Genomic DNA, 15455 nt, shown 5'->3' on the forward strand with positions numbered 1-15455 from the left:
GGGTGCCCGCGGTGCTCGTCGAGCTCCCTGTCGCCTCATGCCCGGGTCCGCCGCGGGCTCGCCCGCACCTTCCGCAGCGACGGCACGGGGCGGGCGCCCCGGGGTTCGCGGTCGGGACCCGGGGTCCCGCGGCGCCGCGGGACCGTCCCGCTCACGGACGGACGCGGTCGTCCGCCGGCTCCCGCACCGGCCAGGTCCCGTCGACCACCGCCCCCGCGTCGCCCTTGCGGCGCAGGAAGTCCTGGAAGTCCGCCGCCCACTCGGCGTACCACTCGATCTGGCGGCGGTGCAGCTCCGCCGGGCCGAGGGCCGCGACCTTGGGGTGGCGCTCGGCTATCGCGCAGGCCAGGCGGGCCGCGGCGAGGGCGTCGGCGGAGGCGTCGTGCGCCGTGTCCAGGGCGACGCCGTACTCGGCGCAGACCGCTTCGAGGTTGCGTTTGCCGCGGCGGTAGCGGTCGGCCCAGCGGTCGATGGTGTACGGGTCGACGACCGGGGCCGGGTCGAGGCCGCCGAGCCGCTCGCGCAGGGACGGCAGTGCGTACCGCCGCAGTTCGGCGGAGAGGAGGGTCAGGTCGAAGGCGGCGTTGTAGGCGACGACCGGGACGCCCGCCCTCCAGTACGTCACGAGGATGTCGGCGATCGCGTCCGCGACCCGGTCGGCGGGGCGGCCCTCGGTGGCCGCCCGCTCGTTGCTGATCCCGTGGACCGCCACCGCGTCCGCCGGGATCTCCACGCCCGGGTCCGCCAGCCACTCCCGGCGCCCCAGAACCTGCCCGTCCCTGACCTCGATCACGGCCCCCGTGACGATGCGCGCCTCGCGCGGATCCGTCCCGGTCGTCTCCAGGTCGAAGCCGATGAGCAGCTCGCGGTGCCAGGCCATGGTGGCCCCCCTTCTTGGTGGTGCTTCCCCCAGTGGTCTCCACCTTCGCATGCCCCACTGACAATCAGAGGATCGCGTTCCGCTTACGGCGGGAGCCTCGGGGGAGATACCGGACGGGTCAGGACACCGGGCGTGAATCCGCCCAGGCCAGCTCGAACTCCTCGCGGTAGGCCGCGAAGAGTCCGCCCTCGTCGGCCTCGCCCGACTTGACCACCCGGCTGCCGTTGCGCAGCACCAGGACCGGTGCCTCCATGCCGCGCATGCGCCGCAGATAGGACTGGACGACCGCGATGCCGTCGGAGCCGTCGCCGTCGACGAGGTAGGCGGTGAAGCGGGGCGTCTCGTCGTAGACCTGGATCTGGAAGGCGTCCGGGTCGCGCAGCCGGGAGCGGACCCGGCGCATGTGCAGGATGTTCATCTCCACCGCACGGCTCAACTCACCGCGTTTCATGCCCAGTTCGCGCTCGCGGCGCTTGACCGCGCTGGAGGCCGGGTTGAGGAAGAGCAGCCGGACGCGGGCTCCGGTCCCGGCGAGGCGGACCAGACGGCGGCCGGAGAAGTTCTGCACGAGCAGGTTGAGGCCGATGCCGATGGCGTCGAGGCGGCGGGCGCCGTCGAAGATGTCCTCGGCGGGGAACCGGCGCAGCAGCCGCACCCGGTCGGAGTGGACGGCGACCACGTCCGCGTAGCGGTCGCCCACGAGGTCCTCGACGGCGTCGACGGGCAGCCGGCGCGCGGACGGCACGTCGCCGCCGGTGCCGAGCATCTCCAGCAGCCGCGCGGAGGCCCGTTCGGCCTGGTTCAGCACGGCCTCGGACAGCGCCCGGTTGCGGGAGACGACGTTGCGGGTGACCTCGAGTTCGTCCAGGGCGAGTTCGACGTCCCGGCGGTCGTCGAAGTACGGCTCGAAGCACGGCCAGTGCTGCACCATCAGCTCGCGCAGCTGGGGCAGGGTGAGGAAGGAGATCACGTTGTCGTCGGCCGGGTCGAGCAAGTACCCCTTGCGGCGGCTGACTTCGCGTACGGCGACCGCGCGCTGCACCCACTCCTGTCCGGCGGGGCCGGCCGCGGCGACCACCCAGTCGTCGCCGTGGACGGGTTCGTAGATGGGCCGCAGCACGGCGGCCACGACGGCACGCAGCCGCTGTTCGACGAGGTTCAGCCAGATGTAGGCCCGGCCGGCCCGCTGGGCGCGGGTGCGTACCTCCCGCCAGGCGTCGGCGTCCCAGTCCAGCTCCGGCCCGATCGCGCCCTCCATCGGCCGGGCCAGGGACACCGTGCCGGGCGGGACGTCTGTGGAGGAGCCTCCCTCGTGACCCTCGTCACCAGGGGGCAGTTCCCGCCCTCCCGAGCCCACCCAAGCACCGCCTTCCGCTCCCCCGAGCACTCCCCGTCCCAACGATCAAGGAAGGGTACTCCGGGAGCGGTCGGCGGTGCAGCCGGATGGACAGGTCGTTTCTCAACTACCGGTGTCGGGCCGCCCGTTCTGGCCCGCGAGGGCGGACGGCGTGAGCGGATTCATAGCGGTGACGTCCCTCGGGGCGATCGAGAAGCCCTGCCAGTGGACCGGCATGGGCTGCTGGTCCTCGTCGCGCGCGATGTGGTGGAAGCCGACGTTCACCCAGGCCACGGGGTGCGTGAGGGCTTGGCCGTTCACCCACTTGTCGACGGAGTAGCCGTGCCGGGGGCTGCCGCAGTCGCGCACGTTGTTGCTGGCGTACTGCTCGCACTTGTTGTACTGCGTGAAGTAGACGTCGTGCTGGGTGAAGGAGCGTCCCGGGTACTTCGTGGTGGCGCCGGGGACGATCTCGTACGAGCGCGGGTGGCCGTCCTTGTTCTTGCCGGTCGCGCTGACCATGCGCCACCAGCGCATGTTCTGGGCGTCGCCCGCGAGTTCCTTGGTGACGGTGGTGCGGGTGGTCTTGGTGGTCGGACCCTGCCGGCCGGGGACGGCCGGGCTGACCACCGAGTCGTACTGCTCGACCTTGGTGTTCGACGAGCCGTCGAGGCCGAAGTCGAGCCGCCAGAACACGTTGTGGTTGTGGCTGGTGGAGTAGGCCTTGGCGCCCTTGCCTATGGGCCAGCCGCGGCCGTCACCGGCGTCGTAGTCGAAGGGCGAGAGGCTGCCGGTGGCGCCGACGTTCATCTGGACGGTGCCGTCGTCGGAGAAGCGCCACTCGGTGATGTACTCGTACCAGCTGACCTTGTTGACGGTGTAGACCAGCAGGTCCTTGCCCTGGGCCTGGTAGACCTTGCCCGAGTCGGTCTGCATGCGGTAGGCGTGCCCCCGCGCGCGGGTCGTGGTGCACAGACCCTTCACGTTCGGGTTCTCGGAGTTGTAGGCCTCGGGGACCTTCACCGTCTTGATGGTGCCGCCGGGGCACTCGCCGGGGGCCATGTTCACCAGGCCCGAGCCGAAGTTGTAGTCGGTGATGTCGTTGTACTCGTTCTTGCCGTCGTCGTACGGCACGTGGATCTGGGCGATCTTGGCGCTGTTGAGGACCCGGATGGGACGGGCCTCGCCGGGCGGCTGGTAGGAGACGTTCTCCAGGATGAGGCCGGACTTGGCCTCGTAGCGCCAGCACATGCGCCAGGTGGTGCCGGAGGCGAGTTTCTGCTGGATGCGGTAGGCGGCGCTGCAGTCGGCGGCGGCCGCCGGGGCCGCCTTCGGCTGGGCGGCGGCCGGCCCGGTGCCGGTGGTCGTCGCACCGGCGGCCAGCGCGGCCACGGACAGACCGAGGGCCGCCCCCTTGCGGGCACGGCTGATTCTCCGCGGCGCAAGGCCGCTGACGGAGTACTTCACGCGCATGAGGACATGACTCCCTGTCCCTCCCTGCGGCGGGAGGGTGAAGGCTGGAAAGTGGACGGACGGGCGGCTCAGCCGGTGAGCCGGCCCACGGTGCGGGTGCTGAGGTCGATCACCAGGGACCGGGCGTCGATCCACGGTCCGTTCTTGACCTTCGGCAGCAGCCGGACGCAGCGGTGGACGCCGCACTGGTCGAAGGCGGCGGGCTGGGCGCCCGGCGAGGCGCGGTACACCATGCCGGCGAGGACCAGCTGGTCCGGGGAGGTGAGCTCCTTGCCGGTGGCGTCCTTGTAGTCCGCCTTCAGGCCCGCGCCCAGCGGGTCGGCGATCAGCAGCCGGGCCGCCTCGTCCTGCTCCGCCGAGCTCAGCGGCGGCTGGACACCCTGCTGGGTGCCGGTGCTCTCGACCTTGCCGGTGTCGAGGTTGACGGTCTTCGTGACGAGGGTGTCGTCCTTGTAGTCGTAGAACGTCACCTCCGCGCGCCGGGGCGCGTCCGCGTCGTCCACCTCGTCCGCCTCGGGCTCGGCGAGGTCCACGCTCAGGCGCTGCGGGCCGCGGTCGCCGTCGACGTTCTCACTGGCGTCGAGGAGCTGCCGGTTGAGCGCGATGCGTTCGACCCGCGTGATCTCGTCGTCGGTCAGCGGGTCGCGGCCCTTGCCCCGCGCGCCCTCGGCGGGCGCCTCCTCGACGACGCCGGGCTCCACCGCGGCCGCTCCGCCCTGCTGCCCGGCGCCCTGGCCGGCCCCCTGTTGTCCGGCCGCCGCTCCCGCGGCCTGCCCGGTGCTCCCTCCGGTTCCGTCCGCCCCTGCCGTGCCCGGCAGGGTGACCGCGACCATCGCGGCCGTAGCGGCCACCGCGATGGCCGTTCCTGCCACCACCTTGCCCAGGTGGCGGCGCACTGTCGTGCGCACATCTTCCCCCTACTCCCCCATTGACCCGGGAGTACGTGATTGCCCCACTGGTTCGGCACACCCGTTCACCGGCGTGTGCACTGGTCGACGGGTAAGAGGGGCGTAAGTCACAGGTGGTTCCATCACTTTCCGGGAGACTCGATGCCAAGGCACCCCCAGCGGGGCGGCACACCTGAAAGAGTCGTATCCATGCAGGTCTGGCCTGGAGAGGCATATCCCCTCGGCGCCACGTACGACGGCGCCGGTACGAACTTCGCGGTCTTCACCGAGGCCGCGGACCGAGTAGAGCTGTGTCTGCTGCACGACGACGGCTCCGAGACGGCGGTGGAACTGCGGGAGAGCGACGCGTTCGTGCGGCACGCGTACCTGCCGGGCATCATGCCGGGGCAGCGCTACGGCTTCCGCGTGCACGGCCCGTACGCGCCCGAGCGGGGGCTGCGCTGCAACTCGGCGAAGCTGCTGCTCGACCCGTACGCGAAGGCGATCAGCGGTTCGGTCCGGTGGGGCGAGGAGGTGTACGGCTACCACTTCGGCGCGCCCGAGCGGCGCAACGACCTGGACTCGGCGCCGCACACGATGACGTCGGTCGTGGTCAACCCGTACTTCGACTGGGGCGACGACCGGCCCCCGCGCACGGAGTACCACCACACGGTCATCTACGAGGCCCATGTGAAGGGCCTGACGATGCGCCACCCGGGGCTGCCGGAGGAGCTGCGCGGCACCTACGCCGCCCTCGCGCACCCGGCGATCATCGAACACCTCACCGAACTGGGCGTCACGGCCCTGGAGCTGATGCCCGTACACCAGTTCGTCAACGACCACCGTCTGGTCGACATGGGCCTGAACAACTACTGGGGCTACAACACCATCGGCTTCTTCGCCCCGCACAACGCCTACGCCTCCTGGGGCGACCGCGGCCAGCAGGTGCTGGAGTTCAAGTCGGCGGTGCGGGCGCTGCACGAGGCGGGGATCGAGGTCATCCTCGACGTGGTCTACAACCACACCGCCGAGGGCAACCACCTGGGTCCGACGCTGTCCTTCCGGGGCCTCGACAACCCGTCGTACTACCGGCTGGCCGACGACCCGCGCTACTACATGGACACCACGGGGACCGGGAACTCGCTGCTCATGCGGTCCCCGCACGTGCTCCAGCTGATCATGGACTCGCTGCGGTACTGGGTCACCGAGATGCACGTCGACGGGTTCCGCTTCGACCTCGCGGCGACCCTGGCCCGCCAGTTCCACGAGGTGGACCGGCTGTCGTCGTTCTTCGACCTGGTGCAGCAGGACCCGGTCGTCTCCCAGGTGAAGCTGATCGCCGAGCCGTGGGACGTCGGCGAGGGCGGCTACCAGGTGGGCAACTTCCCGCCGCTGTGGACCGAGTGGAACGGCAAGTACCGCGACACCGTGCGGGACCTGTGGCGGGGCGAGCCGCGCACCCTCGCGGAGTTCGCCTCCCGGCTGACCGGCTCGTCCGACCTCTACCAGGACGACGGCCGCCGCCCGCTGGCCTCGATCAACTTCGTGACCTGCCACGACGGGTTCACCCTGCACGACCTGGTGTCGTACAACCACAAGCACAACGACGCCAACGGTGAGGACAACCGGGACGGCGAGAGCCACAACCGGTCCTGGAACTGCGGGGTGGAGGGCGACACCGACGACCCGGCGGTGCTGGAGCTGCGCGCCCGGCAGATGCGGAACTTCATGGCCACGCTGATGCTGTCCCAGGGCGTGCCCATGATCAGTCACGGCGACGAGGTGGCGCGCACCCAGCGCGGCAACAACAACGCCTACTGCCAGGACAGCGAGCTGTCGTGGGTGGAGTGGCCCGACCCCGACCGGGACGGCGGCGACCTGCTGGAGTTCACGCGCGCGATCGTGCGGCTGCGCAAGGAGCACCCCGTCTTCCGCCGCCGCCGCTTCTTCCACGGCCGGCCCGTGGAGGGCACCCACGACGAGCTGTCGGACATCGTCTGGTTCACCCCCGAGGGCAAGGAGATGACGCAGCGGGACTGGAACTCGGCCCAGGCCTCGGCGCTGACGGTGTTCCTCAACGGCAACGCGATCTCCGAGCCCGGCGCGCGCGGGGAGCGGATCACCGACGACTCCTTCCTGCTGATGTTCAACGCCTCGCACCGGCCCCTGGACTTCGTGGTGCCGGTCGACCACGGACGGCAGTGGCAGGTGGTCGTGGACACGGCGGACGCGGAGGCGATGGCGCGGGGAGCGGGCGCCAAGGTCGCGGCCGGGGACCGGCTGACGCTCGTGGACCGCAGCATGACGGTGTTGCAGCGGCCGGCCTGAGACGCACCCCGGTGCCCGTCCACCTGGCGGGCCCGGTGACAGGAAAAGGGGCAGGGCGGGTACGTAGGTTTCCATGACCTATCAGCGCCCTGCCCCTGTCGTGCCCACGGCCACCTACCGGCTCCAGCTCCAGCCCGGGTTCCCGTTCGCGGCCGCGGCGGCGGCCGTGCCGTACCTGGCCTCGCTGGGGGTGTCGCACCTGCACCTGTCGCCCGTCCTGGAGGCCGTGCCGGGCTCCCCGCACGGCTACGACGTGGTGGACCCCGCGCGCGTGCGCGGGGAACTGGGCGGCGAGGACGGACTGCGGGCGCTCGCGGGCACCGCGCGGGAGCACGGGCTCGGGCTGGTGGTGGACATCGTGCCGAACCACATGGCGGCGGTCCCGCGTCACAACCGCGCCCTGTGGGAGGTGCTGCGGGAGGGCCCGAAGTCGCCGTACGCGCGCTGGTTCGACATCGACTGGGAGGCGCGGGGCGGGCAGGTGCTGCTGCCGGTGCTCGGCGGGCCGCTGGGCGAGGTGCTCGGGGAACTGCGCGTCGACGGCGACGTCCTGCGCTACCACGACCACGTGTTCCCGCTGCGCGAGGGCACCGGGGACCTGCCGTTGCCGCAGCTGCTGGACGCCCAGTGGTACCGGCCGGTGTGGTGGCGGCTGGCCCGCACCGACCTGAACTACCGGCGCTTCTTCAGCATCTCGGAGCTGATCGGGGTGCGGGTGGAGGATCCGGAGGTGTTCGAGGCGACGCACGCGAAGATCCTCCAGCTGCTGCACGAGGGCGTGGTCGACGGGCTGCGCGTCGACCACCCCGACGGCCTCGCCGACCCCGACACCTACCTGGAACGGCTGCACGAGGCGAGCGGGGGCCGCTGGACGGTCGTCGAGAAGATCCTGGCGGACGGTGAGCGCCTGCCGGGCTCCTGGCCGGTGGCCGGCACCACCGGCTACGACGCGCTGCGCCACGTCGACGGCCTCTTCACCGACCCCGGGGGCGCCGGGGAGCTGCTGGAGCTGTACCGGCGTTTCGCGGCCCCGCAGACGGACCGGGGCGGGGACTGGGCGGCGACGGCGCGGCGGGCGGCGTACGCGGTGCTCTCGCACGAGCTGGCCACCGAACTGGACCGGCTGACCCGGACGGCCAACCGCGTGTGCGCCACCTCGCCGGACCCGGCGCTGCGCGACCGGGCGCCCTGGGCGCTGCGCACGGCCCTCGAGGAGCTGCTGGTGCGGCTGGAGGTGTACCGGCCGTACGCCTCGGGCGACGCGGCCGCCGTCGTCACCGAGGAGGCGGCCGAGGAGGCCCGGCGCGCCTTCGTCGTGCCCGAGGAGGCGGGGGCGGTCGACGTGGTGCGCGCCCTGGTGCTGGGGCGGGGCACGGAGCCCGCCGCCGTGGAGTTCCGGACGCGGTTCGCGCAGACGGCGTCCGCGCTGCGGGCCAAGTCGGTGGAGGACACCGCGTTCTACCGCTACGTGCCGCTGCTGTCGGCGAACGAGGTGGGCGGCGACCCGGGCCGCCAGGGCGTGTCCCCGGACGCGTTCCACGCCTACTGCGCGCGCGTGCAGCGCGACTGGCCGGTCACCGGGACGGTCGTGTCGACGCACGACACCAAGCGCAGCGCCGACGTGCGGGCCGCGCTGGCCGTGCTGTCGGAGTGCCCGGGGCGCTGGGCGCAGACCCTGGCGGAGGCGACGCGGGCCGAGGAGGCCGTGCCGGACGGGCAGGTGGCGTGGGCGGCCTGGCAGACGGTGTTCGGGCTCGGGCCGGCGGCCCCGGAGCGCGTCCGGGAGGCGCTGCTCAAGCACGTGCGCGAGGCGGGGCTGTACACGAGCTGGACGGAGCAGGAGCCGCCGTACGAGGAGGCGGTGGCCGCGTTCGTGGCGGCGGGGCCGTGCGGGGCGCCCGGCGCGCGGGTGGCCGCGCTGCGGGAGGCTCTGGAGCCGCACATCCGGGCGAACGTGCTCGGCACGGCGCTGGTGCACCTGACGATGCCGGGCGTGCCGGACGTCTACCAGGGCACGGAGGCCGAGTACCGGGCCCTGGTGGACCCGGACAACCGGCGGCCCGTGCGGTTCCCGCCGGAGGAGGACCCCGGCCCCAAGGGCGAGGTGACGGCGGCGGCGCTGCGGCTGCGCCGGCGGCGGCCGGACGTCTTCGGGCGGGCGGCGACGTACGAGCCGCTGACCGCCGAGGGGCCGGCCGCCGGCCACTGCCTGGCGTTCGCCCGCTCCGGTGAGGTCGTCACGGCCGTGACACGGCTGTCGCTGCGGCTGGCGGAGGCGGGCGGCTGGCGGGACACCCGGCTGGCGCTGCCGCCGGGGAGGTGGGCCGACGTCCTGGACGGGGAGCGGAAGTTCACGGGGCACGCGCGCGTGGAGGAGTTGTTCGCGCGGCTGCCGGTGGCGCTGCTGGAGCGGGTGGGCTGACGGCGCCCTCCCCCACAGAGGCGGGTCCGGGCGCGCCTCCGGGCGCCCCGGGGAGGCGCCCCGACGTGTCCTTGACAGCGCGTGGCGTCCGTGGGGTACTGCGGATGCGAAGGCCGGGCGGACATGACGGGGGTGAGTCTCCTGCCGGAGCAGCGCTACCCCACGGTGACCGAACTGACTTTCTCCGCCCGGGCGTTGGCCGCGCTCCGACCCGATCTGTGCACGCTGAGACAGGTGGGGCTGTCGCGCGCGGGGCGGCCGCTGCGTCTGCTGTCCGTGGGCCGTGCCCGCCGTGCCGTGCTGGTGGTCGCCGGGGCCCACGCGAACGAGCCGACCGGCGGGCCGACGCTCCTGGCGCTGGCCCGCCGGGTGCTGCACGAGGGGGAGTTGCGGGACGGCATGTCCTGGCACTTCCTGCTGTGCGCGGACCCCGACGGGGCGAGTCTGCACGTGGCCCCCGCGCCGCGCAGCCTGCTCGAGTACCACCTCGGCTTCTTCCGGCCGGCGGGCCCGGAGCAGCCGGAGTGGTCTCCGGCCGTGCTCCCGCCGGACCGGCTGCCGCCCGAGACGCGGGCGCTGACCCGCGTCATCGACGAGCTGCGGCCCTACCTCCAGGTGACGCTGCACGGCACCGATCTGGGCGGCAGCTGGGTGCAGTTGACGAGGGACATCCCGGGGCTCGCCGAGCCGTTCGCCAAGTCCGCGGCCCAGTTGCACATCCCGGTGGAGACGGGCGCCTCCGACGCGGCGGGCTGGCCCGCGTCGGGGCCGGGGGTGCACGTGATGCCGGAGCCGGAGGCGGGGGCGGCGTACCCGAGCATGCCGGACGACGCGCGGCACAGCACCTGGTACCACGCACACCGCTACGGCGGCCTGACGGCGGTCGTCGAGGTGCCGATGTGGGCGAGCGACATGGTGGACGACCCCGCTCCGCATCCCGCTCCGGCGGCGGCGATCCGGCGTCTGGCGCACCGGCTGCTGCGGGACACCCGGGAGGTGGAGCGGGTGCTGGCGGAGGCCCGGCCGCGTCTGGAGGGTGTGGACGGACCGCTGCTGAGAGCGGTCCGGTGGGGACTGGAGCTGGTGCCGGGCCTGGCCGCGGATCTGACCCACACCCCGCCGGCCGACACGACGATGGCGTACGTCGGCAGCGTGGACGCCTTCGCCCGGCGGCTGCCGCTACGGGCGGCGGCGATGCTGTGGCGGGTGCTGCGGGAACACGACGACCGTGCGGCTCCCCGTCTGGAGCACCTCGTCGAGGCGTGGAGCGAGGCCTTCGCCGAACGCTTCCGCGCCCGCTGGGTGCCCGTCGAACACCAGGTGGAGCACCAGTCCCGCACGGTCGTGGCGGCGGCGCTGCACGCGCGCGAGGGGACGGCGTAGGGCTCGGAGGTGTACGGCTGCAATGGCGGCGCGGGCAGCGGACGGACGGGCGTACGGACGGCGCGTGGACGGGCGCATGGGCGGGCGTTTGGGCGGGCGTATGGCGGCTTCGGGCACGCACGCGCACGCGCGTGCCCGAAGCCGTGCTGCGGAGGTCAGGAACCGGGATGGTCGGGCGGCTCCGGCAGTCGCTCGTCGTCCAGGGCGAACACGGCGCCCGTCTGCGCGTACATCACGCAGGCGTTGGCGAAGGTCTTCGTGTATTTGACCGGGCGCCGGTTCCACCAGCCGCGCGCCTTGGCGGTGACCGGGGCGTACACGAGGGAGCAGACGCCCTCCTGCGGGGGGATGACGCGGATGTCGCCGCCCGCCGACGCGAGGTCCGCGCAGGCCTCCGCGGCGCGGGAGTGGCCCCGGGGCGGGTCGCACAGCAGCAGGGTGTTGCGGGTGCCGCCGGAGCGGGAGTCGTCGTGGGTGATCGTGAGCCGGAGCCAGTTGCCGGTCGGCAAGTCCCGGGGCGTCGAGGCCTGGGCGGGGGCGACGGCGACGGCGGCGGCCAGGACGACGGCGGCCACGGCGGGGAGAGCGCCCCTGAGGTGAGGGATGGGGAAGTGCTTCATTCCCGGTGCATCGGCACGGCGGCCTGTGTTCCCCAGTCCCGCTCACCCGATCGTGCGGGATCTACGGCGTGTCGCCCGGCGAGTTCGAACGCGGCGAGCACCACCCGCGCCTGGTACTCAGCCTGGCGGGCGACCGGAATCCAGTGCGCTCCGCAGCCGTCGCGGTAGTCGGCGCACCAGGCGTCGATGAGGCCGTCCAGCTCCGGCAGCGCCCCGGCCGGGTCGTGCCCGGCGCCGGTGACGAGCTGGTGCAGCAGGCCCGCCGTCCGGACGGCGATGCGGCGGCCGGCGATGCGCAGGGCTGCCAGATGGCCGGTGCTGAGCGGGGGGAGCGGATGCGTGGGGTCGCCGGCGTCGGGGTCCCAGGCGTCGGCGAGGCCGGGGCAGATCAGGAGGTAGTCGTCGACCGGGGCGAGCAGACGTGCCGCGTCGGGCGCGTCGGCGAGGTGGGGCCGCACGCGCGCCAGAACGCGTTCCAGGACGCGGGTGTCGTGCCGCAGGGTCTGGCTCACCGTCCGCAGCGTGGTGTCCCGGTCGGCGGGCGGGGAGCCGTCCTCGACGGCGGTGACGCCCCACATCGGCGCCTCGACCACGGCGGTGACCGTGCCGTGCCGGTGCGGGTGGTACCAGGTCGACTCGACGGCGGCCTCGGTGATGGCGGCGGCCAGGTCGCCCGGGCGCGGCGGCGGGATCCGGTAGACGGCGGGTCCGAGGCTGGGCCAGTACAGGGTGTCGTAGGGGCCGAGTTCACGGGGGATGCCGAGGCGGGCGGCGGCGTGGGCCACGCGCTGGGCGAGTCCGGGCAGGTCGCGGGTGAGTTCCACGAAGCCGCCGCCGACGTCGACGCCGTGCAGCGAGCACTGGAAGAAAGGTTTTAGTTCGTCCAGGAGGCCGAGCAGCGCCCGGGTCTCCGGCAGGGTGGCCCCCGCCGCCCCCTCGGGCAGCCATTCGGGTTGTTCGAGGAAGCCGGGGCGGAAGAACCGCCGGAAGTAGTGGCCGAGGGTGTAGGGGCCGGACAGCCAGCCCTCGTTGTGGCGCAGGCCGTCGGGGTCGAGGCACAGCAGCAGGTTCCAGGTGGCGTCGGCGCCCTCGGTGAGGCGGGGGTCGGCGAGGACGCGTTCGGCCAGCCGCAGGACGGTGGCGCCGCCCACCGGCTCGTTGGCGTGCGGTCCGGCGACGACGAGCGCCTGGCGGGTGCCGTGGCCGACGGAGAGCAGCCACAGCGGCGTGCCCGCGCGGGAGACCCCGACGCGGCGCAGACGGGCGTTGCCGGACCGGCGGGCGACGAGGGCGGCCGCGCGGGCCGCGAGTTCGTCCACGGTCGGGTAGCGCAGGAGTGGCGGCAGAGCACACCTCCGCGTCGGGGCGCCGTCGGTTCACCAGGCGTGTGCGGTGTACGCACAGTGAGTCATGGCGCAGGTGGTACGTCAACACCGCCGCGATGCAGCGGACTTGGGCGGGGCTCAGTTCGCCGAGAGGCGGAAGGCCATCCGTCCGAAGGCGACCTGGTCGCCCTCGCGGACGACGGCGGCGCCGATGACGCGGCGCCCGTTGACGGTCGTGCCGTTGGTCGAGCCGAGGTCGCGCAGCACCCACATGCCGCCCTGGCGGCTGAGTTCGGCGTGCACGCGCGAGACGCTGTCGTGGGTCAGCCGCAGGCCGCTCGCGGGGTCCCGGCCGATGCGGAGGGTGTGCTCGGTGCCGGGGTGCGGCAGCAGCAGCTTGGGCAGCCGCTCGGCCTGCCAGGCCCGCCGCAGCCGGACGGTGAAGCCGGAGACCGCCTCGACGGTGCCGAACACGACCCGGGAGAGGCGGTTCTCCTTGGGCAGGTCGGCGGTGAGGGCGGCGAGTTCGTCGGAGCGGCGGGCGGCGAGTGCCAGCTCCATGCGCCGGATGAACGTGTCGTGCGACAGGCGGCCCACGGCGACGCCGTCACGGAGCACCTTCAGCGCCCTGTCGCGCTCCGCGTCGGACAGCCGCGCGGGGTACGTGTTGAACTCGAAAGACGACGTCACGGGTGTGATTGTCGGTCAGTGAACCCCGGGTGTCCAGAAGACGGGAAATCCGTGCTCCCCGCGCGTGTGCCCGGGTGTTCCCCCGCGGATCGATCCGGTTTGCAGCACGATGGGACCAGCTACCTCACGGTGAACAGACGAAGGGGAACCGTCCGTGCAGTTCGAGGTGTGGGCACCGCAGGCCGAACGGATGACGCTCCAGTGCGACGGCGTCACGCGCGCGTTGGAGCGTGATCCGGAGCGGACGGGATGGTGGACCGGCGAGGCGGAGGCCGCGGACGGCTCCCGGTACGGCTTCGCGGTGGACGACGGCCCGGTCCTGCCCGACCCGCGCTCGCGCCGCCAGCCGGACGGCCCCGACGGCCTGAGCGCGGTCGTCGACCAGGCCCGGTACGCGTGGCGTACGCAGTGGTCCGGGCGCCCGCTGACGGGTGCGGTCCTGTACGAGCTGCACGTGGGCACGTACACGCCCGGGGGCACGCTGGACGCGGCTGCCGAGCGGCTCGGGCACCTCGCCGAACTGGGCGTCACCCACGTCGAGTTGATGCCTCTGTGTCCCTTCCCCGGCCGGCACGGCTGGGGCTACGAGGGCGTCTCGCTGTGGGCCGTGCACGAGCCGTACGGCGGGCCGGAGGCGCTGAAGCGGTTCGTCGACCGGGCCCACGGCCTCGGGCTCGGCGTCGTCCTGGACGTCGTGCACAACCATCTGGGCCCGTCCGGCAACTACCTGCCCGCGTTCGGGCCGTACTTCACGGACACGCACCACACGCCGTGGGGGTCCGCCGTCAACCTGGACGCGCCCGGCTCCGACGAGGTGCGCGCGTACCTGGTGGGCAGCGCGCTGGCGTGGCTGCGCGACTACCGGCTGGACGGGCTGCGCCTGGACGCGGTGCACGCGCTGGCCGACACGCGCGCGTACCCCTTCCTGGAGGAGCTGTCGACGGCCGTGGACGCCCTCGCCGCCGAGACGGGCGGGCCGCTGTTCCTGATCGCCGAGTCCGACCTGAACGACCCGCGGCTCATCACGCCCCGCCGGGAGGGCGGCCTGGGGCTGCACGCGCAGTGGAACGACGACTTCCACCACGCCCTGCACACCGCCCTCACCGGCGAGTCCCAGGGCTACTACGCCGACTTCGCGCGCGCCCCGTTCGCCTCGCTCGCCAAGACCCTCACCGGCGGCTACTTCCACGACGGCACGTACTCCAGTTTCCGGGGCCGTCGCCACGGGCGTCCGCTGGACCGCGCCCGGCTGCCCGCGCACCGGCTCCTCGGCTACAGCCAGACCCACGACCAGGTCGGCAACCGCGCCCAGGGCGACCGTCTCTCCGCCTCCCTCTCCCCCGGCCTGCTGGCCTGCGCGGCCACCCTGACGCTGACCGCCCCGTTCACGCCGATGCTGTTCATGGGCGAGGAGTGGGCGGCGGGCACCCCCTGGCAGTTCTTCACCGACCACACCGACCCCGAGCTGGCGGAGGCGGTACGGCGGGGCAGGCGCCGGGAGTTCGCCGCGCACGGCTGGGCCGAGGAGGACGTGCCCGACCCACAGGACCCGGCGACGCGCGAGCGCTCCTGCCTGGACTGGTCCGAGCCGCGACGGGAGCCCCACGCGCGCGTGCTGGCCTGGTACCGCCGGCTGATCGCCCTGCGGCACGAGCAGGCCGACCTCACCGACCCCGACCTGGCCGACATCAAGGTCGCCCACGACGCGCAGGCCCGCTGGCTGGCCTTCCGGCGCGGGGACGTACGGGTGGCAGTGAACCTCGGCAAGGCGCCGGCGGCGATCCCGCTGGGGACGCGCCCCGCGCGCGTGCTGGCCGCGTGGGAGCCGGTGGAGGCCCCGGGACCGGACGGACTGCTGCACGTGCCCGGAGAGGCGTGTGTGGTGCTGGAGCAGGAGTGAGCCGGGTCGACGCTGGAGGACACCGGGCCGACCGCACGGCATAGGGGGTGGGCCGCACGGGCAGGGGGTGGGCCGCACGGCCGGGGCGTCCGGCCGCACGGGCAGGATGTCGGCCGCACGGGCAGGGCGTGGGCCGCACGGGCAGGATGTCGGCCGCACGGTGCCCCCACGCGCGCTGGCCCGAGCGAGCTGGTCCGCGTGAGCTTGCCCC

At 73.5% G+C, this 15455-nt stretch carries 11 protein-coding genes; 4 read left to right on the forward strand and 7 right to left on the reverse strand.

The features are described from left to right. Positions 1-151: 151 nt before the first annotated feature. The 4 genes from ACF1A1_RS27115 to ACF1A1_RS27130 all read right to left on the reverse strand — a co-directional run bounded on the left by ACF1A1_RS27115 (position 152) and on the right by ACF1A1_RS27130 (position 4597). Entirely contained in the window at positions 152-880 is a 729-nt protein-coding gene (locus tag ACF1A1_RS27115) for a 3'-5' exonuclease (protein WP_392003495.1), read from the reverse strand. 118 nt (positions 881-998) lie between these two features. Further along, positions 999-2237 carry an SAV2148 family HEPN domain-containing protein gene (locus tag ACF1A1_RS27120; protein WP_392003496.1) on the reverse strand — a complete coding sequence of 413 codons (1239 nt, stop codon included), beginning with the start codon at positions 2235-2237 and terminating at the stop codon, positions 999-1001. A 102-nt stretch (positions 2238-2339) separates the two neighbouring features. Then, positions 2340-3689 (reverse strand): copper amine oxidase, encoded by a 1350-nt coding sequence (locus ACF1A1_RS27125; protein WP_392003498.1) that lies wholly within the window; start codon positions 3687-3689, stop codon positions 2340-2342. A 68-nt stretch (positions 3690-3757) separates the two neighbouring features. Then, entirely contained in the window at positions 3758-4597 is an 840-nt protein-coding gene (locus tag ACF1A1_RS27130) for a Tat pathway signal sequence domain protein (RefSeq protein WP_392003500.1), read from the reverse strand. A 189-nt stretch (positions 4598-4786) separates the two neighbouring features. On the opposite strand from ACF1A1_RS27130, the gene glgX reads away from it, so the two are divergent. From glgX to ACF1A1_RS27145, 3 genes are all read left to right on the forward strand, one after another. Further along, a complete protein-coding gene (glgX, locus tag ACF1A1_RS27135) occupies positions 4787-6904 on the forward strand; it encodes a glycogen debranching protein GlgX (RefSeq protein ID WP_392003502.1) in 2118 nt (705 codons plus the stop codon). A gap of 73 nt (positions 6905-6977) precedes the next feature. Then, complete coding sequence (gene treY / locus ACF1A1_RS27140; protein ID WP_392003503.1) at positions 6978-9326, forward strand: malto-oligosyltrehalose synthase; 2349 nt, start codon at positions 6978-6980, stop codon at positions 9324-9326. Between the two features lie 132 nt (positions 9327-9458). Next, positions 9459-10709: a M14 family zinc carboxypeptidase gene (locus ACF1A1_RS27145; RefSeq protein WP_392003755.1), complete on the forward strand. Its 1251-nt coding sequence runs from the start codon at positions 9459-9461 to the stop codon at positions 10707-10709. 155 nt (positions 10710-10864) lie between these two features. Here ACF1A1_RS27145 and ACF1A1_RS27150 read toward each other — a convergent pair whose 3' ends face one another. The 3 genes from ACF1A1_RS27150 to ACF1A1_RS27160 all read right to left on the reverse strand — a co-directional run bounded on the left by ACF1A1_RS27150 (position 10865) and on the right by ACF1A1_RS27160 (position 13344). After that, on the reverse strand, positions 10865-11329 hold the full coding sequence (locus ACF1A1_RS27150; RefSeq protein ID WP_392003505.1) for an SSI family serine proteinase inhibitor: 465 nt from the start codon (positions 11327-11329) through the stop codon (positions 10865-10867). Then, positions 11326-12648 carry a M14 family zinc carboxypeptidase gene (locus tag ACF1A1_RS27155; RefSeq protein WP_392003507.1) on the reverse strand — a complete coding sequence of 441 codons (1323 nt, stop codon included), beginning with the start codon at positions 12646-12648 and terminating at the stop codon, positions 11326-11328. The genes ACF1A1_RS27150 and ACF1A1_RS27155 overlap by 4 nt, the downstream gene beginning before the upstream one ends. Positions 12649-12792: 144 nt before the next feature. Beyond that, complete coding sequence (locus ACF1A1_RS27160; protein ID WP_392003509.1) at positions 12793-13344, reverse strand: FHA domain-containing protein; 552 nt, start codon at positions 13342-13344, stop codon at positions 12793-12795. 154 nt (positions 13345-13498) lie between these two features. Between ACF1A1_RS27160 and treZ the strand changes: the two genes are divergently transcribed. Further along, the gene (gene treZ / locus ACF1A1_RS27165) at positions 13499-15244 is read left to right on the forward strand and encodes a malto-oligosyltrehalose trehalohydrolase (RefSeq protein ID WP_392003510.1); all 1746 of its coding nucleotides are present in this window, start codon (positions 13499-13501) and stop codon (positions 15242-15244) included. The last annotated feature ends 211 nt before the right edge of the window (positions 15245-15455 follow it).

Origin of the sequence: Streptomyces sp. NPDC014995, assembly GCF_043080745.1 — a bacterium.
Lineage (GTDB): Bacteria > Actinomycetota > Actinomycetes > Streptomycetales > Streptomycetaceae > Streptomyces.